19 protein-coding genes are annotated in these 20,285 nt (G+C 61.8%); 8 read left to right on the top strand and 11 right to left on the bottom strand.

Annotated elements, in window-relative coordinates:
• Positions 1-14: 14 nt before the first annotated feature.
• The 4 genes from arcC to arcD (B348_RS0120855) form a co-directional block, all read right to left on the bottom strand.
• On the bottom strand, positions 15-944 hold the full coding sequence (gene arcC, locus B348_RS0120870; protein ID WP_017737997.1) for a carbamate kinase: 930 nt from the start codon (positions 942-944) through the stop codon (positions 15-17).
• A gap of 162 nt (positions 945-1,106) precedes the next feature.
• The gene (locus B348_RS0120865; RefSeq protein WP_017737996.1) at positions 1,107-2,117 is read right to left on the bottom strand and encodes an ornithine carbamoyltransferase; all 1,011 of its coding nucleotides are present in this window, start codon (positions 2,115-2,117) and stop codon (positions 1,107-1,109) included.
• 69 nt (positions 2,118-2,186) lie between these two features.
• Positions 2,187-3,443 (bottom strand): arginine deiminase, encoded by a 1,257-nt coding sequence (gene arcA, locus B348_RS0120860; RefSeq protein ID WP_017737995.1) that lies wholly within the window; start codon positions 3,441-3,443, stop codon positions 2,187-2,189.
• Between the two features lie 34 nt (positions 3,444-3,477).
• Entirely contained in the window at positions 3,478-4,905 is a 1,428-nt protein-coding gene (gene arcD, locus B348_RS0120855) for an arginine-ornithine antiporter (RefSeq protein ID WP_026136948.1), read from the bottom strand.
• Positions 4,906-5,352: 447 nt separating this feature from the next.
• Between arcD (B348_RS0120855) and arcD (B348_RS0120850) the strand changes: the two genes are divergently transcribed.
• Complete coding sequence (gene arcD, locus B348_RS0120850) at positions 5,353-6,780, top strand: arginine-ornithine antiporter (RefSeq protein ID WP_017737993.1); 1,428 nt, start codon at positions 5,353-5,355, stop codon at positions 6,778-6,780.
• 159 nt (positions 6,781-6,939) lie between these two features.
• Here arcD (B348_RS0120850) and B348_RS0120845 read toward each other — a convergent pair whose 3' ends face one another.
• From B348_RS0120845 to B348_RS0120815, 7 genes are all read right to left on the bottom strand, one after another.
• Positions 6,940-8,289, bottom strand: coding sequence for a CoA transferase (locus B348_RS0120845; RefSeq protein ID WP_017737992.1), 1,350 nt, complete (start codon positions 8,287-8,289; stop codon positions 6,940-6,942).
• 37 nt (positions 8,290-8,326) lie between these two features.
• The gene (locus B348_RS0120840) at positions 8,327-9,673 is read right to left on the bottom strand and encodes a HAMP domain-containing sensor histidine kinase (protein WP_017737991.1); all 1,347 of its coding nucleotides are present in this window, start codon (positions 9,671-9,673) and stop codon (positions 8,327-8,329) included.
• A 68-nt stretch (positions 9,674-9,741) separates the two neighbouring features.
• Positions 9,742-10,206 (bottom strand): Spy/CpxP family protein refolding chaperone, encoded by a 465-nt coding sequence (locus B348_RS0120835; protein ID WP_017737990.1) that lies wholly within the window; start codon positions 10,204-10,206, stop codon positions 9,742-9,744.
• A gap of 281 nt (positions 10,207-10,487) precedes the next feature.
• A complete protein-coding gene (locus B348_RS0120830) occupies positions 10,488-11,165 on the bottom strand; it encodes a response regulator transcription factor (protein WP_017737989.1) in 678 nt (225 codons plus the stop codon).
• 7 nt (positions 11,166-11,172) lie between these two features.
• Entirely contained in the window at positions 11,173-11,580 is a 408-nt protein-coding gene (locus B348_RS0120825) for a translation initiation factor 2 (protein ID WP_017737988.1), read from the bottom strand.
• Between the two features lie 107 nt (positions 11,581-11,687).
• Positions 11,688-11,987 (bottom strand): YciI family protein, encoded by a 300-nt coding sequence (locus B348_RS0120820; RefSeq protein WP_017737987.1) that lies wholly within the window; start codon positions 11,985-11,987, stop codon positions 11,688-11,690.
• A 1-nt stretch (position 11,988) separates the two neighbouring features.
• The gene (locus tag B348_RS0120815) at positions 11,989-12,585 is read right to left on the bottom strand and encodes a septation protein A (RefSeq protein ID WP_017737986.1); all 597 of its coding nucleotides are present in this window, start codon (positions 12,583-12,585) and stop codon (positions 11,989-11,991) included.
• Between the two features lie 87 nt (positions 12,586-12,672).
• Here B348_RS0120815 and B348_RS0120810 point away from each other — a divergent pair, with 87 nt between their 5' ends.
• The 7 genes from B348_RS0120810 (at position 12,673) to B348_RS0120780 (ending at position 20,275) form a co-directional block, all read left to right on the top strand.
• Complete coding sequence (locus B348_RS0120810; RefSeq protein ID WP_017737985.1) at positions 12,673-13,536, top strand: PHP domain-containing protein; 864 nt, start codon at positions 12,673-12,675, stop codon at positions 13,534-13,536.
• Positions 13,537-13,549: 13 nt separating this feature from the next.
• The gene (locus tag B348_RS0120805; protein WP_017737984.1) at positions 13,550-14,179 is read left to right on the top strand and encodes an L-threonylcarbamoyladenylate synthase; all 630 of its coding nucleotides are present in this window, start codon (positions 13,550-13,552) and stop codon (positions 14,177-14,179) included.
• 120 nt (positions 14,180-14,299) lie between these two features.
• Positions 14,300-14,998, top strand: a complete 699-nt coding sequence (locus B348_RS0120800) for a ScpA family protein (protein ID WP_177325347.1) — start codon at positions 14,300-14,302, stop codon at positions 14,996-14,998.
• 12 nt (positions 14,999-15,010) lie between these two features.
• Complete coding sequence (gene scpB / locus B348_RS0120795; RefSeq protein ID WP_017737982.1) at positions 15,011-15,937, top strand: SMC-Scp complex subunit ScpB; 927 nt, start codon at positions 15,011-15,013, stop codon at positions 15,935-15,937.
• 314 nt (positions 15,938-16,251) lie between these two features.
• On the top strand, positions 16,252-17,460 hold the full coding sequence (rluB, locus tag B348_RS0120790) for a 23S rRNA pseudouridine(2605) synthase RluB (protein ID WP_017737981.1): 1,209 nt from the start codon (positions 16,252-16,254) through the stop codon (positions 17,458-17,460).
• Positions 17,461-18,065: 605 nt separating this feature from the next.
• Positions 18,066-19,487: an amino acid permease gene (locus B348_RS0120785; RefSeq protein WP_017737980.1), complete on the top strand. Its 1,422-nt coding sequence runs from the start codon at positions 18,066-18,068 to the stop codon at positions 19,485-19,487.
• A 104-nt stretch (positions 19,488-19,591) separates the two neighbouring features.
• The gene (locus B348_RS0120780; protein WP_017737979.1) at positions 19,592-20,275 is read left to right on the top strand and encodes a pentapeptide repeat-containing protein; all 684 of its coding nucleotides are present in this window, start codon (positions 19,592-19,594) and stop codon (positions 20,273-20,275) included.
• Positions 20,276-20,285 lie beyond the last annotated feature (10 nt).

The raw sequence follows: 20,285 nt of genomic DNA, 5'->3' as shown, positions 1-20,285 counted from the left end.
GTTTCTCCTCAACTTCACAGGTAGGTGATGCCAGGTTTTGCCGTGCTGATGCGTGTACCGGCGCTGCCCTGGACGATCGCTTCGATGTCCGAGAGTGAACCGATGACGGCGGTTTTGCCAGTCTTGCGGGCGAACTCGCAGGCCGCTTGCACCTTGGGCCCCATGGAGCCGGCGGCGAAGCCGAGTTTTTCGATGTCGTCGGGGTGGGCCTGGCCGATGGCTTTCTGGGTCGGCTTGCCGTAGTCGATAAAGGCGGCGTTGACGTCGGTGGCGATCACCAGCAAGTCGGCTTCCAGTTGCGACGCCAGCAGCGACGAACACAGGTCCTTGTCGATCACCGCTTCGATGCCCTTGAGCTTGCCGTCTTCGCCGTACAGGGTCGGGATGCCGCCACCGCCGGCGCAGATCACGATGCTGCTTTTTTCCAGCAGCCACTTGATCGGGCGGATTTCAAAGATGCGTTTTGGCCGCGGGCTGGCCACCACACGGCGATATTTGTCGCCGTCCGGGGCAATCGCCCAGCCTTTTTCGGCGGCGAGTTGTTCCGCTTCGGCCTTGGAGTACACGGGGCCGATGGGCTTGGTCGGGTTTTTGAAAGCGGGGTCGTTGGCGTCCACTTCGACCTGGGTGAGCAGGGTGGCGAAGGGCACTTCGAAGTCCAGCAGGTTGCCCAGTTCCTGTTCGATGATGTAGCCGATCATGCCTTCGGTCTCGGCGCCGAGCACGTCCAGCGGGTACGGCGACACCTGGGTGTAGGCCGCCGCCTGCAACGACAGCAGGCCGACTTGCGGGCCATTGCCGTGGGCGATGACGAGTTCGTTGCCGGGGTGGATCTTGGCGATCTGTTCGGTGGCAATTCGGATATTGGCGCGTTGGTTGTCCGCAGTCATGGGTTCACCACGGCGGAGCAGGGCGTTCCCGCCCAGTGCAACGACGATACGCATAGCAATTGTCCTTCCATAAATTCTGATGAAGGAACGCGGTCAATGTGGGAGCCGGGCTTGCCCGCGATGGCATCACCTCGGTCTACCTGAACGACCGAGTTGCCTGCATCGCAGGCAAGCCAGCTCCCACATTGACCGTGTTGAGTCAGTGGGAGCTGTGGATTACAGGTCAGCCAGGGTGGAGACCAAAATCGCCTTGATGGTGTGCATGCGGTTTTCCGCCTGCTCGAAGGCAATACACGCCGGCGATTCGAACACGTCGTCCGTCACTTCAATGCCATTGGCCAGGTGCGGATACTGTTCGGCAATCTGCTTGCCGATCTTGGTATCGCTGTTGTGGAACGCCGGCAGGCAGTGCATGAACTTGGTGCGTGGGTTGCCGGTGGCTTTCATCAGTTCGGCGTTCACCTGGTACGGCAGCAGTTGCTCGATACGTTCGGCCCAGGCTTCCACCGGTTCACCCATCGATACCCAGACGTCGGTGTGGATGAAGTCCACGCCTTTCACCGCGGCCTTCGGGTCTTCGGTGAGGGTGATGCGTGCACCACTTTCTTCCGCGTATTTCTTGCAGCGGCTCACCAGGTCATCGTGAGGCCACAGGGCTTTTGGCGCGCAGATGCGCACGTCCATGCCCAGCTTGGAACCCACCAGCAGCAGCGAATTGCCCATGTTGTTGCGCGCATCGCCCAGGTAGGCGTAGCTGATCTCGTGGATCGGCTTGTCGGCGTGTTCACGCATGGTCAGCACGTCGGCGATCATCTGGGTCGGGTGGTATTCATCGGTCAGGCCGTTGAACACCGGCACGCCGGCGAACTTGGCCAGTTCTTCGACGATTTCCTGCTTGAAGCCACGGTACTCAATGGCGTCGTACATGCGCCCGAGCACGCGGGCGGTGTCTTTCATGCTTTCCTTGTGGCCGATCTGCGACGAACCCGGGTCGATGTAGGTGACGTTGGCGCCCTGGTCATAGGCGGCCACTTCGAAGGCACATCGGGTGCGGGTCGAGGTTTTTTCGAAGATCAGCGCAATGTTGTTGCCTTTGAGGTGCTGCTGTTCGGTGCCGGTGTACTTGGCGCGCTTGAGGTCGCGGGACAGGTCCAGCAGGTAGCGCAGCTCGCGCGGGGTGTGGTGTTCCAGGCTGAGCAGGCTGCGGTTGTGGATGTTGAACGCCATGATGATTCTCCTTGGATTCGGTAATCGGCCCGGTCGGCGCGGGATATGCGCCGCCGGGTGGATGGTCGTCTAGTAGTCGATAGGGTCGCGGATGATCGGGCAGGTCATGCAGTGGCCGCCGCCACGGCCCCGGCCCAGTTCACCGGCGCTGATGGTGATCACTTCCACACCGGCCTTGCGCAGCAGGGTGTTGGTGTAGGTGTTGCGGTCGTAGCCGATGACCACGCCAGGCTCCACGGCCACCACGTTGTTGCCGTCGTCCCACTGCTCGCGTTCGGCGGCGAAGGCGTTGCCGCCGGTTTCCACCACGCGCAGGGCCTTGAGGCCGAGGGCGGCGGCGACGGTGTCGAGGAAGTTGGATTTCTCACGAGTGATGTCGATGCCGTGGGGTTTGCTTTCGTCAGGGCGCAGGGTGAAGGCGACGATCTGGTTGACCACTTCGGGGAAGATGGTCACGAGGTCGCGGTCGCAGAAGCTGAACACGGTGTCCAGGTGCATCGCGGCGCGGGATTTTGGCAGGCCGGCGACGATGACCTTTTCCACGGCCTTGTTCTTGAACAGGTTGCGCGCCAGTTGGCCGATGGCCTGGTGGGACGAGCGCTCGCCCATGCCGATCAACACCACGCCGTTGCCGATTGGCATCACGTCACCGCCTTCCAGGGTGGAAGCGCCGTGTTCTTCATCGGGGTTGCCGTACCAGATTTCGAAATCAGCGTTGGTGAACTCGGGGTGGAATTTGTAGATGGCGGTGGTCAGCAGGGTTTCCTGACGTCGCGCCGGCCAGTACATCGGGTTCAGCGTCACGCCGCCGTAGATCCAGCAGGTGGTGTCACGGGTGAACTGGGTGTTGGGCAGCGGCGGCAGGATGAAGCTGGCGTGGCCGAGGAAGTCGCGGAACATCTCGATGGTCTTGCCGCCGAATTGGCTTGGCAGGTCATCAGCGGATACGCCACCGATGAGGAACTCGGCGGTCTTGCGCGGCTCCAGGCTGCGCAGCCACGAGCCGACTTCATTGACCAGGCCCAGGCCGACGGTATTGGCGGTGATCTTGCGCTCCAGGATCCAGTCCAGCGCTTCAGGGATGGCGACGATGTCGGTGAGCAGGTTGTGCATTTCCAGCACATCAATATCCCGCTCGCGCATCTTGGTCACGAAGTCGAAGTGGTCACGCTTGGCCTGGGCCACCCACAGCACGTCATCGAACAGCAGTTCATCGCAGTTGTTGGGGGTCAGCCGCTGGTGGGCCAAGCCTGGGGAGCACACCATGACTTTGCGCAGTTTGCCGGCTTCGGAATGTACGCCGTACTTCACTTTTTCCGTGGTCATTACAGATCCTCCAGTGAACAAAAAGATTCAGGTGTTACAGGGTCAGGAAGCCGTCGTAGAGCCCATAGGCCGCCACCAGGGCGCCAATGACCACTGCGGCGAAGATCAACTTCTCGACATTGGTGAAAATCGGTTTGCCCAGTTCACGCTTGGCCTTGGCGAACAGGATCGCGCCGGGGGCGTAGAGCAGGGCGGAAAGCAGCAGGTATTTGGTGCCACCGGCGTAGAGCAGCCAGATCGCATAGATCAGGGCGATGGCGCCGATGAACAGGTCTTTCTTGCGCTCCTTGAGGGCGTTTTCGTAGGTCTCGCCGCGCACCGCCAGCAGCAGGGCGTAGGCCGCCGACCACAGGTAGGGCACCAGGATCATCGAAGTGGCGAGGTAGATCAGCGACAGGTAGGTGCTGGCGGAGAACAGCGTGATGATCAGGAACAGCTGCACCATCGCGTTGGTCAGCCACAGGGCGTTGACCGGCACGTGGTTGGCGTTTTCCTTGCGCAGGAACTCCGGCATGGTGTGGTCCTTGGCGGCGGCGAACATGATCTCCGCACACAGCAGCACCCACGACAGCAGCGCCCCCAGCAGCGAGATGATCAACCCGACGCTGATCAGCACCGCGCCCCAGTGACCCACCACGTGCTCCAGCACAGCGGCCATCGACGGGTTCTGCAGCTTGGCCAGTTCCGGTTGGGTCATGATCCCCAGGGACAGCACGTTCACCAGCATCAGGAACAGCAGCACGGTGATAAAGCCGATCACGGTGGCCTTGCCGACGTCGGAGCGTTTTTCCGCACGGGACGAGAAGATGCTCGCGCCCTCGATACCGATAAACACCCACACGGTGACCAGCATCATGTTGCGCACCTGGTTCATCACGCTGCCCAGGTCGGGGTTCTTCACGCCCCAGATGTCCGCGGTGAAGATTTCCAGCTTGAACGCGAACAGCGCGATCAACACGAACAGCACCAGCGGCACGACCTTGGCGACGGTGGTCACCAGGTTGATGAAGGCCGCTTCCTTGATCCCGCGCAGTACCAGAAAATGCACGGCCCACAGCAGCGCCGAGGCACCGATCACGGCCGCTGGCGTGTTGCCCTCGCCGAAGATCGGGAAGAAGTAACCCAAGGTGCTGAACAGCAAGACGAAGTAACCGACGTTGCCCAGCCAGGCGCTGATCCAGTAACCCCAGGCGGACGAAAAGCCCATGTAATCGCCGAAACCGGCCTTGGCGTAGGCGTACACACCGCCGTCGAGGTCGGGCTTGCGGTTGGCGAGGGTCTGGAACACAAAAGCGAGGGTCAACATGCCGATGGCGGTAATCACCCAACCAATCAACACCGCGCCGACATCGGCGCTGGCGGCCATGTTTTGTGGCAGAGAGAAGATCCCGCCACCAATCATCGAGCCGACGACAAGTGCAACCAGTGCACCTAGCCTAAGTTTTCCGGGAGTGTCAGACATTGCGTGACTCCAATGCAGGAGAAGAGAGACCACAGAATAATTCTGTGCGCTATTCAAACAGCTGACTCAGATCACTTCATTGGCACATTCCATTGTGAATTAATGACTTAGGATGGAATCCCTTGGGCAATACAAAGACGCGGGAAGGCGCTTTCCAGAGCGGTTTCGCCGTTGTTGTTAATCATTTAGTCAGGGGCATGGACGTTTGAAGCTAGCCCCTTTTCCCGGAAGTGCAAACTTTTTGAACGAAGTTTCACAAAAGCGCTATAAGCGTTAAGTTTTGTGCAGTATTTAAAATCTAAATAAGCCTAAACTTCACGGCGCGACATGCTTTTCGGTTATGAACATGTCTGTTTTATCGCCTTCTCTAATAAACGCTACCCTCGCTGAGTTAATTAGTTGAGTGCACAGTTGTCAGCTCAAACACTTGTTAATCCAGGAGTCGCCATGTCCCAACCGGCCCAGAAACTTCGACTTGGCGCCCTGATCGCCCTGGTGGTGGGATCGATGATTGGCGGGGGGATTTTTTCCCTGCCACAAAACATGGCCGCCCGTGCCGAAGTGGGCGCCGTGTTGATCGGCTGGGGGATCACCGCCGTGGGCATGCTGACCCTGGCGTTTGTGTTCCAGACCCTGGCCAACCGCAAGCCCGAGCTGGATTCCGGGGTGTATGCCTACGCCAAGGCGGGGTTTGGCGACTACATGGGTTTCTCGTCTGCCTGGGGGTACTGGATCAGCGCGTGGATGGGTAACGTCGGTTACTTCGTGTTGCTGTTCAGCACCCTGGGCTACTTCTTCCCGGTGTTTGGCCAGGGCAACACGCCGGTGGCCATCGGCTGTGCGTCGCTGTTGCTGTGGGCGGTGCATTTCCTGGTGATGCGCGGGATCAAGGAAGCGGCGTTTATCAACCTGATCACCACCGTGGCGAAGATCGTGCCGTTGCTGATGTTTATCGTGATCGCCGCCGTGGCGTTCGAGGCGGATATTTTTACCCGTGATATCTGGGGCCTGGGCAACCCGCAGCTGGGCGACGTGGTGGACCAGGTGCGCAACATGATGCTGGTCACCGTGTTTGTGTTTATCGGCATCGAAGGCGCCAGCGTGTATTCCGCGCGGGCCGAGAAACGCTCGGATGTGGGCCGCGCCACGGTGATCGGCTTTCTCGGCGTGCTGGCGTTGCTGGTGCTGGTAAATGTGTTGTCCCTGGGCATCATGAGCCAGCCTGAGCTGGCACAACTGCAAAACCCGTCCCTGGCGGGCGTGCTGGAACATATCGTCGGGCCGTGGGGCGCCATGGCGATCAGCCTCGGCCTGGCCGTGTCGCTGCTCGGCGCGTTGCTGTCATGGGCGTTGCTCTGCGCCGAAATCCTCTACGCCACCGCCCATGACAAGACCATGCCGGCGTTTCTGAAAAAGGAAAACGCCAATCAGGTGCCGGTCAATGCGCTGTGGCTGACCAATGTGATGATCCAGATCTTCCTGGTGATCACGCTGTTTTCCCACAGCACCTACACCACCCTGATCTACCTGGCCTCGTCGATGATCCTGGTGCCGTACCTGTGGTCGGCGGCCTATGCGGTGCTGTTGAGCGGACGTGGCGAGACCTATGAGGGTGCCCATGGCCAGCGCATGAAGGACTTGCTGGTGGCCCTGATTGCCCTGGGCTATGCGGTGTGGCTGTTGTATGCCGGTGGTTTGAAATACTTGCTGTTGTCGGCGCTGCTGTATGCGCCGGGTGTGATCCTGTTTGCCTTGGCCAAGCGTGAGCAGGGCCAGCCGTTGTTTACCCACATGGAAAAGGGCATTTTCAGCTGTGTGATTGCTGGTGCCGGGTTGGCGGCGTATGGGCTGTATAGCGGGGTGTTGACGTTGTGAGACTGGCCTTTGCGCCGCCCTACGATTGGGCGTCGTTGAGTCGGGGGGGGGTGATAGTGACTGTAAGGGCCCCATCGCAGGCAAGCCAGTTCCCACATTTTTGATTTGTGAACACGTTCAAATGTGGGAGCTGGCTTGCCTGCGATAGCGATTTTCAGGTCACCACTGAGCCCGGTGTGACCCCAATTCCCCAGCCGGCAAATCCCACTGCAACGGCGTGCCGCTGATCGTCACCGGCGCCAGCAACCGATGGGCCGGCCCCCAGGCCGTCTGCTCCACCAGCAAACCTTGATCACTTGCCTGCTCCGCCCGCAACGCCGCTTGCGCCGGCACTTGCCCAGCCTCTACCAGCAACGCCGCCGTGCGCGCCAGCGACAAGCGCGCCGAACCGCCGCATCCGGTGTTCAAGCGCTCGCTCAAGGCCTGGATCGCACTGGCCGCCATCAAGTACCCGGTGGCGTGATCCAGCGCCTGCAACGGCAGCGGCACCGGTTTATCCGCCTGTTTCCAGGCCATCCCCGCATCGGCAATCCCGCTGCTCATCTGCACCAGGCTGTCGAACCCGCGGCGATTGCGCCACGGGCCGCTCCAGCCGTAGGCATTGAGGCTCACGTCGATCAGGCCCGGGGCGATCTGCTGTAATTCAGTGGCGGTGTAGCCCAGGTGTTCCAGGGCGTCGGCGCGGTAGCCGTGGAACAGAATGTCAGTGTCCTTGAGGAGTGCTTCGAATACCTGCCGGCCCTCGGGGCTTTTCAGGTCGAGGCGCGCGCAGCGTTTGCCCAGGGTCATTTCCGGCACCACGCCGGCTTCGTCCCAGGTCGGCGAATCGATGCGCAGCACGTCGGCGCCAAGGCCGGCGAGGAAGCGACTGGCCACCGGGCCGGCCAGGACGCGGGTCAGGTCGAGCACTTTGATGCCCGCCAGTGGCCGTGCGACCGAGCCGGGCCAGGGTGTGTCGGTGGTGGCTGTGAACGTCTGGCGTTGCACCAAGGCTTCGGCATTTACCGCCAACCCTTGTGGGTGGGCTTGCCACGCCTGCCATGTGCGCATCTGCGCGGCACAGCCGCCTTCATCGACAATTGCCTGCTCCAGTTCGGCGGCGTTCCATTGGGCAACCTTGCTGGCCATTTCGTCGCGGTCGGCGACCTTGCCGAGGATACGTTCGGCGGCCGCACGGTGATGAGGTGCGTTGGTGTGCAGGCGAATCCAGCCATCGGCGCTGGCGTAATCGCCGGCCACCGGGTCCCACAGCGGCGGTACTTGCCAGCCCAGCGGGCGGATCGAGGACGAGAACCAGAAGGAGGCGAGGCGCCGGTCCACGCTGACACCGGGCAAACGCCCGGTCTGTTGCTGGATCAACTGCGCCACCGCCTGGCCCGCAGCGCCGAGGCTGGCGCTGGCCAGTTCGGTGACGGCAAAGGCCGAGGGCAGGGCGCCGGCCTCGGTAACGGCCAGCGGGGTGTGGGGTAGCGCGAGTGCGGCTTGGATGGGAGTCAGCAGGTCAGTCATCAAAGGCCCTCCGTAAGAGAAGGGCCACTATAGAGGATCATCCTGTGGGTGTGACAACCCCAGGCTCCAGCGGTAGCTCGATGCTGGCGATAAACCCGCCGCCCGGGTGATTGGCCAGGATCAGGCTGCCACCGTGACGCTCGGCCGCGCGGCGCGCGATCGCCAGGCCCAGGCCGTGGCCTTGGGCGGTCTGGCCGGGGGCGCGGTAAAACGGTTCGCCCAGTTGGCTCAGGTGCTCGGCGTCGACGCCGGGGCCGTGGTCGCGCACGCTGATCAGGATGCGCTCGCCCTGGCGCTGGGCATGCAATTCGATGGGCTGTTGCGCTGGGTTGAAGCGCTGGGCATTGCGCAGCAGGTTGTCCACGGCGCGTTCGATCATGGTCGGCCAGCCCTTGAGGTGCAGGTCGCTGTCGCCGCTCAGTTGCACCTTTTGCTCGGGGGCGCTGAGCAGGGCGTCTTTTTGCAGGGCCTTGAGCAACGGGTCGAGATCGACGTCCTCGGCGCTGGCGTTGTCGGCATCGACGCGGGCCAGGACGAGGATTTCACTGATCAAGGCTTCGAGGCGGTCGCATTCGCGGGTCAGGCGCGGCCAGAGTTTTTCCCGTTCTTCGGGGCTGGCGCGTTCGGCCAGGGCCAGGGCGATGCGCAGGCGGGCCAGGGGCGAGCGCAGTTCGTGGGAGACGTCGCGCAGCAATTGGCGCTGGCTGCCGATCAGGCTTTGCAGGCGCGCGCCCATGCGGTTGAAGTCGGTGGCGAGCACGCCGAACTCATCGCGGCGGTTGGCCAGGCGTGCCAGGCTGTTTTGCTGGTAGGTGGCCTGGCCGAGGTCATGCACCGCGCCGCGCAAACGGCTCAAGGGGCGGGTGATGGACAGCGTCACCAGCAAGCTGAACAACGTCAGCACCACCAGGGCAATCGCCAGCGCGCTCAATGGCCACAACAGGCTGCTGCGGTGCCAGGCGTCCAGTTCCGGGTGGGGGATGCGGTAGATCAGCAGGTAGGTGTCGCCGGTTTTTTCGCTGGTGTACTCGGCGGTCAGGCGGCGCCACGGCAGATGGCCGTCTTTGCTGTCATTTTGCCGGGCTTCGAATGCGGCCGAGCGCCGCGGGAACGTGCCACGCACCACCGGTTCGCCGCTTTCGTTGAGCACCTGCACGTCGATGTGGTACTGGCGCTTGCGCTGTTGCAGCAACTCCTGGGCGGCGTCTTCGCCCTGGGATTCGTAGAGTTGCGCCCATTCTTCGGGCAGGTTGGCGAGGCCGGGGTGGCGGCTGAGAATCCAGCCGTCCTGGTTGAGCATGTGCCCGAGCAGGATCGACAACCCGGCAACCAGAGCGATGGCCAGCCAGAAACTGGCCAGGATCCGCCAGAACAATGAGCGCACAGGAAACCCTCAAACAGGAAAAGCCCAGTGGCGGTGGCCACTGGGCTGGAAGCGTCAACGCGTGGGCATTATTGCGCTTTTTGCGGCTGTTGCGCTTTCCAGGCCTGGAATTCCTTCCACTCGGCACGGCGCTCGGCTTGTTTCTTGACGATCTCGTCGAATTTCTTCTGTTGATCGGGTTTCAGCACGGCGCGGATATCCGCCTGGGTTTTCTGCTTGCCGGCGGCGATCTCGTCCTGCATGGCTTTCTGCTCAGCGGCCGGGAGCTTGTCCAGGTACTTTTTGGTCAGGTCTTTGCGAGCGTGCCATTGGTCGCCCATCAGCTTGCCGATTTGCTCGCGCTGCTCTTTGCTCAAGTCCAGCTGGCTGAAGGGGCCGCCTTTGCCACGCGGACCGTGTTCACCGCCGTGGCCCGGGCCGCCCATCATGTGGCCTTCCGGGCCGCCCATCGGGCCGCGGCCGTCGGGCATTGCGGCCATGGCAACGGTGGGCAGGGCAGCGGCGAACATCAAAGCGATAAGGGTCTTGCGCATGGTGATTCTCCTGTCTCTATTCCGGTGAGTCCGGATGTGAGTAGATTACGGAGATGAAGGTCAGCGGCAGTCAGGGGAGCGTAAAGCTTGGGTAAAGAGGGGGTTGGCGGGAGCTGACAAAACTGTTGAGGCGGATGAGGTCGAGTGTGGGAGCTGGCTTGCCTGCGATACAGGCAACTCGGTCTGTCAGTTAAATCCAGGTGATGCTATCGCAGCGGTGCGGCGATCCGACAAGCCAGCTCCCACAGGAAACCAGTATTCCCAGGAGAGCTGTGCAGTGCCTAGAGGCTGTAGTAGTAACCACGGCTACGCAACGCCACGATCCGTGGCCGGCCATCCGGGTGCGGGCCGATCTTTTTGCGCAGGTTGCTGACGTGCATGTCCAGGCTGCGATCGTAAAGCGTCAGCTTGCGACCCAGGGCGATCTGCGCCAGTTCCTGTTTGTCCAGTGGCTCGCCGGGCTGGCGCAGCAAGGCTTCCAGCAGGCGGCTTTCGGAGACGGTGAGGGTGAATTCCTGCTCGTCGATGCTGACCACGCCGCGCACCGGGCTGAAGCACAGGTCGCCCAGTTCCATCTGCGTCGAGACAGCCGCGGGGTGGCTGCGGCGCAGTACCGCGCGCAGGCGCGCGGTCAGTTCGCGAGGGTCACAAGGCTTGGCCAGGTAGTCGTCGGCGCCGAGTTCCAGGCCGAGGATGCGGTCCAGCGGTTCGCCCCGGGCCGACAGCATGAGCACGGGCAAGTCCGGGTGGTCGCTGCGCAATTGCTTGAGCAGCTCCAGGCCGCTGCCATCGGGCAGCATCACATCCAGCACCACGGCGGCAGGCGCCGTGTCGGCCAAGGCTTTACGCGCACTCAAGCCGTCATGGCAGGCGCGCACCTGGAAGCCTTCCTGGCTCAACCAACTGGTCAGCAGCTCACAGAGCTCCTGGTCATCATCTATCAGTAACAGCTCGCTCATGACTCACTCAATTTAGCCATTGTCGACGGCGACGGTGCCCACCGCTGGCGAAGATCCCGCACAGCAAGGCGATCAGTGCGACGGCCCCACCGGTGACAAACCACTGTTGTTGCTCGGTCAGCCAACGGGTCAAGGCACCGCCCTGTGTCTCTTTGAGTTGCTGGGACAGGCGTTGGTTCTCTTGGCGAAGGCGACTTAGTTGCGCGCTTTCGCGGGTGGCATCCGCATTCTGCAGTTGCTTGCTCAGTTCTTCACGTTGCCGCTCGCTGTCTTTCAAGCGTTGCTGCAACTCGCTGATCTGGCTGCCGGCACTCAACGACAGCGGCGTCGAATTGCCGGTATTCGGGGTTTCTTCAGCGTGGGCCGTAGCCCCGATCATTACCACTGCCAACAGACACAACTGACGTAAGCGCATCGGAACTCCTGATTCCACACGAATATTCAGGACGTTGTCGGCAGGTTACCGAGAATAATGAGCAATAAGCTGTGTGCCGAACGCAATCGGTTCGGCACAAGCTCGGGTCAAGGCAGGACTTGCTTGAACGGCTTGATCACCACGTCGGCATAAACGCCGGCGGCGATATACGGATCGGCCTTGGCCCAGGCCTGGGCGTCAGCCAGGGACGCAAACTCGGCGACGATCAGGCTACCGGTGAAACCGGCGTCGGCCGGGTCATTGCTGTCTACGGCCGGGTGCGGGCCGGCCAGGACGAGGCGGCCTTCGGCTTGCAGCTGCTTGAGGCGCTCGACATGGGCGGGGCGCACGCTCAGGCGTTTTTCCAGCGAGTTGGCGACGTCGGTGGCAATGATGGCGTAGAGCATGTCAGTCCTCGGTTTTTGGCGTGGTAGGAGCGGTGTCATGCAGGTGGCGCGACAGGTAGATGCCCTGGCCGACCAGGAACAATACGGTCATGCCCAGGCTGCCGAACACTTTGAAGTCGACCCAGTAGTCCTGGAACGTAAAGGCCACGAACAGGTTGGCGGCGCCGCAGAACAGGAAAAACACGATCCAGGCGACGTTCAAGCGTGTCCACACCGGCTCCGGCAGGGTCAGCGCATGGCCCATGATCCGCTTGATCAGCAGGCGGTCACCGATGAAGTGGCTGCCGATAAAGACCAGGGCGAACAGCCAGTTGACCACCGGCGCTTTCCATTTGAGGAAGGTTTCGCTGTGGAAGGCCAGGGTCAGGCCGCCGAAGACCAGGCAGGCGACCAGGGTCAGCCATTGGCTTTTTTCCAGCTTGCGCTGGGAGATGAAGATGGCGCCGTAGACGGCGATGGAACTGATGATCAGGACGGCGGTGGCGCTGTAGATGCCTCCGAAGGACACCGGGTGGCCGGCGATATCGATGACCCGGGGGTCGATTTTGGTAACGATGAAAAACAGCAACAGCGGGATGAAGTCGATGAATTGTTTCACAGTAAGAGCCAGAAGCTGGATGTGGCGGCATAATAACAAACATCCTAGGTAGCGAAAGCGCCAGCTGACTTGAGGTTACACATCCCCGTGAATGTTGATTTGCACTGCCACAGCACGGCCTCCGACGGCGCCCTGGCGCCCGCGGTACTGGTTGCGCGTGCGTTTGAAAAAGGCGTGCGAGTCCTGTCGTTGACCGACCACGACACCCTCGAAGGCCTCGACGAAGCTCGCGAAGCCGCGCAGGCCCTGGGCATGCAACTGGTCAACGGCGTGGAATTGTCCTGCACCTGGGGCGGCGCCACCATTCATGTGCTCGGCTACGGTTTCGACCAGACGGCCGCGCCGCTGGTGGCCGCCATCGCCGCTTTGCACGATGGCCGCTGGCTGCGCTCCGAAGAAATCAGCCGCAAACTCAGCCTCAAGGGCATGCCCAACGCCCTCGACGGCGCCCGGGCGATCCAGCAGGAACTCGGTGACAGCGGCAACGCCCCGGCCCGCCCGCACTTCGCCGACTGGATGGTGCGCGAGGGGTTCGTCAAGGACCGCGCCGAGGCCTTCCGCAAATGGCTGGGCGCCGGCAAGCTGGGTGACGTCAAGCAACACTGGCCGACCCTCGAAGACACCGTCGCCACCTTGCGCGCCGCCGGGGCCTGGGTCAGCCTGGCGCACCCGTGGCATTACGATTTCACCCGCAGCAAGCGTCGCAAGCTGATCAGCGACTATATTGGAGCGGGCGGCCACGCGATCGAAGTGGTCAATGGGCATCAACCCGCTGAACAGGTCGGCAGCCTGGCTATTCTTGCCCGCGAATTTGGTCTGCTGGTCAGCGCCGGCAGTGATTTTCATGGCCCAGGTGGGTGGTCCGAAATCGGCGAGTATCGCCAGGTACCTGAAGACCTGCCGCTCTTGTCGGGGCGATTCAAGCATGACCCCATTACTGCCACCGTCTGAACAGGTAGAACACGTGAGTCAATTCTTCCAGATTCACCCGGAGAACCCCCAGGCGCGCCTGATCAAACAGGCCGTGGAGATCATTCGCGCCGGTGGCGTGGTGATCTATCCAACGGATTCGTCCTACGCCATCGGTTGCCAGATCGGCGACAAGGGCGCGGTCGAGCGTGTACGACGCCTGCGTCAATTGGACGACAAGCACAACTTCGCGCTGATCTGCAGCGACCTGTCCCAGTTGGGCCTGTTCGCCAAGGTCGACACCGGCACCTTCCGCCTGCTCAAGGCGCACACGCCGGGGCCCTACACCTTTATTCTCAACGCCACCCGCGAAGTGCCGCGCCTGTTGCTGCACCCGAAGAAACGCACCATCGGCCTGCGGGTGCCCGAGCATCCCATCGCCCTGGCGTTGCTGGCGGAGCTGGGCGAACCGCTGATGAGCGTGTCGCTGATCATGCCCGGTGACAGCGAGCCGCTGGAAGATCCGTACGAAATGCGCCAGCTCCTGGAAAAACAGGTCGACCTGATCATCGACGGTGGTTTCGGCGGCAACAAGGCCTCCACCGTGATCAACCTGGCCGATGGCGAGCCGGAAGTGATCCGCGTCGGTTGCGGCGATCCGGCGCCGTTCATGGTCGAGGCCTGAATGTCCGCCGTGGAAACCGTCGATAGCCAGGCCGGCGCCCAGCAGGAACTGCCGTTTGCCATGGTGTATGGCCAGGCCGTGCTGGAAATGCCGCTGGACCTGTACATTCCGCCGGATGCGCTGGAAGTCTTCCTCGAAGCCTTCGAAGGCCCGCTGGACTTGCTGCTGTACCTGATCCGCAAGCAGAACATCAACATCCTCGACATCCCGGTGGCGGAAATCACCCGCCAGTACATGGGCTATGTGGAATTGATGCAGTCGGTGCGCCTGGAACTGGCCGCCGAGTACCTGGTGATGGCCGCCATGCTCGCCGAGATCAAGTCGCGCATGCTGCTGCCGCGTTCGGAGACGGTGGAAGCCGAGGAAGACGACCCGCGCGCCGAGCTGATCCGCCGCCTGCAAGAGTACGAGCGCTTCAAGGCGGCTGCCGAAGGTATCGATGGCTTGAGCCGCGTCGGCCGCGATGTGGTGGTGCCCAAGCTGGATGCCCCCGAGGCCCGCGCGCGCAAGTTGTTGCCGGATGTGAGCCTGGAAGAACTGCTGATGTCCATGGCCGAGGTGCTGCGCCGTGGCGATATGTTTGAGAGCCACCAGGTCAGCCGCGAGGCGCTGTCGACCCGCGAGCGCATGAGCGATGTGCTGGAACGCCTCAAGGGCGGTGGTTTCGTGCCGTTTGTCGAGCTGTTCACCAAAGAAGAAGGGCGCCTGGGGGTAGTGGTGACCTTTATGGCGGTGCTTGAACTGGTCAAGGAATCCTTGGTCGAGCTGGTCCAGAATGAGCCTTTTGCGGCTATCCACGTGCGGGCGCGAGCCGAATAAAGAGCTGAATCGATGAATCTGACTGAACCCCGCGAACTGGCCCCGTTGCTGGAGGCGTTTCTACTGGCCTCGGGCAAGCCGCAATCCCTGGAACGCCTGTTCGAACTCTTTGAAGAAGCCGAACGCCCCGAGCCGCCGGTGTTCAAGAAGGCGCTGGAGATCCTGCGCAAATCCTGCGACGGCCGCGCCTTTGAGCTGCGGGAAGTGGCGTCGGGCTATCGCCTGCAGATCCGTGAGAAGTTTTCCCCATGGGTCGGCCGCTTGTGGGAAGAGCGCCCGCAGCGTTATTCGCGGGCGATGCTGGAGACCATGGCGCTGATCGCCTATCGCCAGCCGATCACCCGGGGCGAGATCGAGGACGTGCGGGGTGTGGCGGTCAACAGTCATATCGTCAAGACACTGCTGGAGCGCGAGTGGATTCGCATCGTTGGTTACCGTGACGTGCCCGGTAAGCCGGCGATGTTTGCCACCACCAAGGTGTTTCTTGACCACTTCAACCTGAAAAACCTCGACGACTTGCCGCCGCTGGCCGAGTTGCGCGAGATGGAACCAGACCCGGTGCTGGACTTCGACGACGCGCCGGTGCCCGCCAGCCTGCAAGAGCTGGCGGATGCCAGCGCCGAGCCGGAAGAGCCGAAGGACGAAACCAGTTTCCACACCTTGTTGCTGGAATTGGATGACATGGAGCAGGGCATCAAGACTGACTTTGATGACTTGCTGCGTGATGGTGCCGTCGAGCCTGAGGCCCCTGAAAACGTTGAGCCCGAGCCCGAGCCAGAGCCTGAACCCGAAGAAGATATTCTCGGTGTGGCCGAAGCCCGCGAAAAACTCCTGGCCGCCGTCGCCGCCCTCGAACAGCCGGCCCTGAGCGACGAAGAAGCCGAAGCCCGTGCACTGGCTGAAGCCATCGAAGCTGAACGACGCGAGTTCGAAGACTGACCCAATCCGGCAAACACTGCTGAACCCCTGTGGGAGCTGGCTTGCCTGCGATAGCATCACCCAGGTCTCCCTGAAACCCCGAGGCGCCTGTATCGCAGGCAAGCCAGCTCCCACAAAAGCCAGCTCCCACAAGGATGGAGGGCGGCACCGGTCGGCGGAAAAGTGAACGACTTGAGGCTTATCAACTAGTCTCTGATGCGCAATGCGCGCCATACGCGTATGATTCGCGACCCTTCGCCGACCTCTTCGGCCAAGACCCTGCTTTCAACACTCTTCAGGCCACGCCTGAATCGACCCACCGGGAGGTGCTTAAGATGAACGACAAAGACCAGAACGACAGCCAGGAAATCGGCCCAGCAGGTGAAAAACTGCAAAAGGTGCTGGCGCGTATCGGCGTGGGCTCGCGCCGCGACGTCGAAGCCTGGATCACCCAGAAGCGCATCAAGGTCAACGGCGTCGAGGCCACCCTCGGCCAGCGTGTCGACCTGCACGATGCAATCACCATCGATGGCAAGGTCATCAAGCGTGAAGAGGCCGCCGAATCGGTGCGCCGCGTGATCATGTACAACAAGCCCGATGGCGAAATCTGCACCCGTGACGACCCGGAAGGCCGTCCGACCGTGTTCGACAAGATGCCTAAGCCCAAAGAAGGCCGCTGGATCAACATCGGTCGCCTCGACATCAACACCACCGGCTTGCTGATGTTCACCACCGACGGTGAACTGGCCAACCGCCTGATGCACCCGTCCTACGAGATGGACCGCGAATACGCCGTGCGTGTCCGTGGCGAAGTCGATGACGAGATGATCGAGCGCTTGAAAGCCGGCGTGGTGCTGGAAGACGGCCCGGCCAAGTTCACCGACATCAAGCAGGCGCCAGGCGGCGAAGGCTTCAACCACTGGTACCACTGCGTGGTGATGGAAGGCCGCAACCGTGAAGTGCGTCGCCTGTGGGAATCCCAGGGCCTGGTGGTCAGCCGCCTGAAGCGCGTGCGTTTCGGCCCGGTGTTCCTGAACTCCGACCTGCCGATGGGCCGCTGGCGCGAAATGAGCCAGTACGAAGTCGACATCCTCAGTGCCGAAGTGGGCCTGACGCCGGTGGCCATGCCGCAGATGAACGCCAAGAGCAAAGACAAGCTTGAGCGTATGCAGCGTAAATCGTCGCGTCCTGTTGCGCGTGCCGAGCGCGTTGCGCGGACCGTGCGCCCGGCGCTGGATGCGCCGGCCACGGGCGGGCGTATTTCCCGCCAGCCGCACATCGAAGGCGAGCGTCGTCCAACCGCGCCATCGCGCCAGGAAGGCGAACGTGCTCCACGCACGCCGCGTCCGGCCCCGGCCGGTGGTCGCAGCAACCGTGGCGAAGCCGAACGCCCGGCCGACAACGCCAGCACCAAGCGTCCAGCCAAGCCAGCGGCGAACAAGCGCCCTGGCCCGAAACTGGTCGCGGACGAGCCGTCGGGCAAGCGCCGTGGCGCGCCGGCCGGTTCGGGTCAGCGTCCTGGTTTTGGTCGCAAGAAGCCTTGAAGGCAGCGGCTAGTTTTTAGCGGCAAGCTGCAAGAAACAACGCCAACCTTCGGGTTGGCGTTTTTTTTTGCCTTGAATTTGAAATGCAATCAAACCTGTGGGAGCGGGCTCGCCTGCGATGGCGGTGGATCAGCCAAAGCTGCTTTAACTGAACGAGCGCCATCGCGGGCAAGCCCGCTCCCACAGTTGATCTCCAGTGTCTGTAACGTCTGTGTTCCGCTCTGTAACGAATAATTTACGGCTTTGCCCTGTTTTTATTAGGGCGGGTGGTGCTGTAAGGATTAGCTTACAGTTTTGGTCCGTGACGACAGGGCTCGGCCTGAAGCTTGTCTGCGTGTACAATCCGCCGCGTTTTACTGTGACCCCCCTTGCGTACCCACGCAAAAGGCCAAGACCCAGGGTTTGCCTACCCTGATCACTCCGCCTGGCCACGAGCCGGACGGGTTCGATTTCGTCACAGATAAAAACAAACAGGTGACGCATGACCGATATAAACACGCTGTATTCCTGGTGCCTGCGCTGGGGTTTGAGCGGCGCTGCTTGAGTCGAGATTCGAGCGAGCGACCTGCATTCAACATCATCAAACCTTGCGTGAGACCCTTTTCATGAGTGGACCCCATTCCTCTTCAGGCGAGCTGAAACGCGGCCTGAAAAATCGTCATATCCAGCTGATCGCCCTCGGTGGCGCCATCGGCACCGGCCTGTTCCTCGGTTCGGCCGGGGTGCTCAAATCCGCCGGTCCGTCGATGATCCTGGGCTATGCCATCTGCGGCTTTATCGCCTTCATGATCATGCGCCAACTCGGCGAGATGATCGTCGAAGAGCCGGTTGCCGGCTCCTTCAGCCACTTTGCCCACAAGTACTGGGGCGGTTTCGCCGGCTTCCTGTCGGGTTGGAACTGCTGGATCCTGTACATTCTCGTGGGCATGTCGGAGCTGACGGCTGTCGGCAAATACGTGCACTACTGGTGGCCGGAGATCCCGACCTGGGTCTCGGCGGCGGCGTTCTTCGTGCTGATCAACCTGATCAACCTGGCCAACGTCAAAGTCTTCGGTGAAGCCGAGTTCTGGTTTGCCATCATCAAGGTGGTGGCCATTGTCGGCATGATCGCCCTGGGCAGCTATTTGCTGGTCAGCGGCAGCGGCGGCCCGCAAGCCTCGGTGAGCAACCTGTGGGAACACGGTGGCTTCTTCCCCCACGGCGTGGGCGGTCTGGTGATGGCCATGGCGATCATCATGTTCTCCTTCGGCGGCCTGGAAATGCTCGGTTTCACCGCGGCCGAGGCTGACCAGCCACGCACGGTGATCCCGAAAGCGATCAATCAGGTGATCTACCGCATCCTGATCTTCTACATCGGTGCCCTGGTGGTGCTGCTGTCGCTGACCCCGTGGGACGCGCTGCTGACCACCCTCAATGCCTCCGGCGATGCCTACAGCGGCAGCCCGTTTGTACAGGTGTTCTCGATGCTGGGCAGCAACACCGCGGCGCACATCCTCAACTTCGTGGTACTGACGGCGGCGCTGTCGGTGTACAACAGCGGCACCTACTGCAACAGCCGCATGCTGCTGGGCATGGCCGAGCAGGGCGATGCGCCCAAGGCACTGGCGAAGATCGACAAACGTGGCGTGCCGGTGCGCTCGATCCTCGCCTCGGCGGCAGTCACCCTGGTGGCGGTGCTGATGAACTACCTGATCCCGCAACACGCGCTGGAACTGCTGATGTCCCTGGTAGTGGCCACGTTGGTGATCAACTGGGCGATGATCAGCTTTTCCCACTTCAAGTTCCGCCAGCACATGAACCGCACAGGCCAGGTGCCGCTGTTCAAGGCTCTGTGGTACCCGTACGGCAACTACCTCTGCCTGGCGTTCGTGGCGTTTATCCTGGTGGTCATGCTGATGATCCCGGGGATCCAGGTGTCGGTGTACGCGATCCCGGTGTGGGTGGCGTTTATGGCGGTGTGTTACTGGGTCAAGAACAAGCGCAAGGCGCAGGCAGCCCTGAGCACAACGGGGACAGTTCTGGAGTAGGAACCTTCCCGTAAACGGAAAACCCGGCGCTTGCCGGGTTTTTTGTTGGCGTTGACGGGGTAGACTCGCGCCTCGTTTTAATTGGCTACAGGCTCGGAGGCCCCATGCACCACACCGACATCGACGGCGGCACCCTGCAACGTGCTGACCTGGAAGACCTGATCGACCAGCACAACGGCCCTTTGCGCCTGATCGGCGTGGACCTGAGCGGTGCCGACCTGTCGCGCATGGTGCTCGATCACTGGATCTTCGAACGCTGCATCCTTGTCCAGACCTCTTTCCTCGGCGCCCGCCTGGAAGGCACCCAGTGGAAAAGCTGCCGCGCCAGCCTCGCGATCTTCGAAGCGGCCAACCTGCTGGAAGCGCAGTTCCACAGTTGCGACCTGAACAACACCCGCTGGCAGCGCAGCAAGCTGCCCCAGGCGAGTTTCGAGCACTGCAAGCTGACCGGTGCCAACTTCACCCATTGCGCGTCGCTGGGCCTGAGTTTCAGCAAGACCCGGCTCAACAGTGCGTTCCTGTCTGGGTTGTCGTTTGCGCGCACGGTGCTGAATAACCTGGATTTCTCCGACAGCGATTTGTCGGATGCAGACTTTCGCAAGGCTGAATTGATTGACTGCAGCCTCGCCCACGCCCGTATCAACGGCGCCAATTTTGCCGGTGCCGACCTGCGGGGCGCGGATTTGAGCGGGTTTCGCCTCAATGATGCCAAACTGTTCAAAGGCGCCGTGATTTCCAAAGCCCAGGCGTCGATGTTGTTGTCCGAGTTGGGCTTGTCCGTTGCCTAGGGTTTTTGAT

The sequence above is a fragment of the Pseudomonas sp. CBZ-4 genome, assembly GCF_000346755.1.
Classification (GTDB): Bacteria; Pseudomonadota; Gammaproteobacteria; order Pseudomonadales; family Pseudomonadaceae; genus Aquipseudomonas.
Note: the sequence above shows the minus strand (reverse complement) of the source record. Positions and strands in the feature narration are given on the sequence as shown.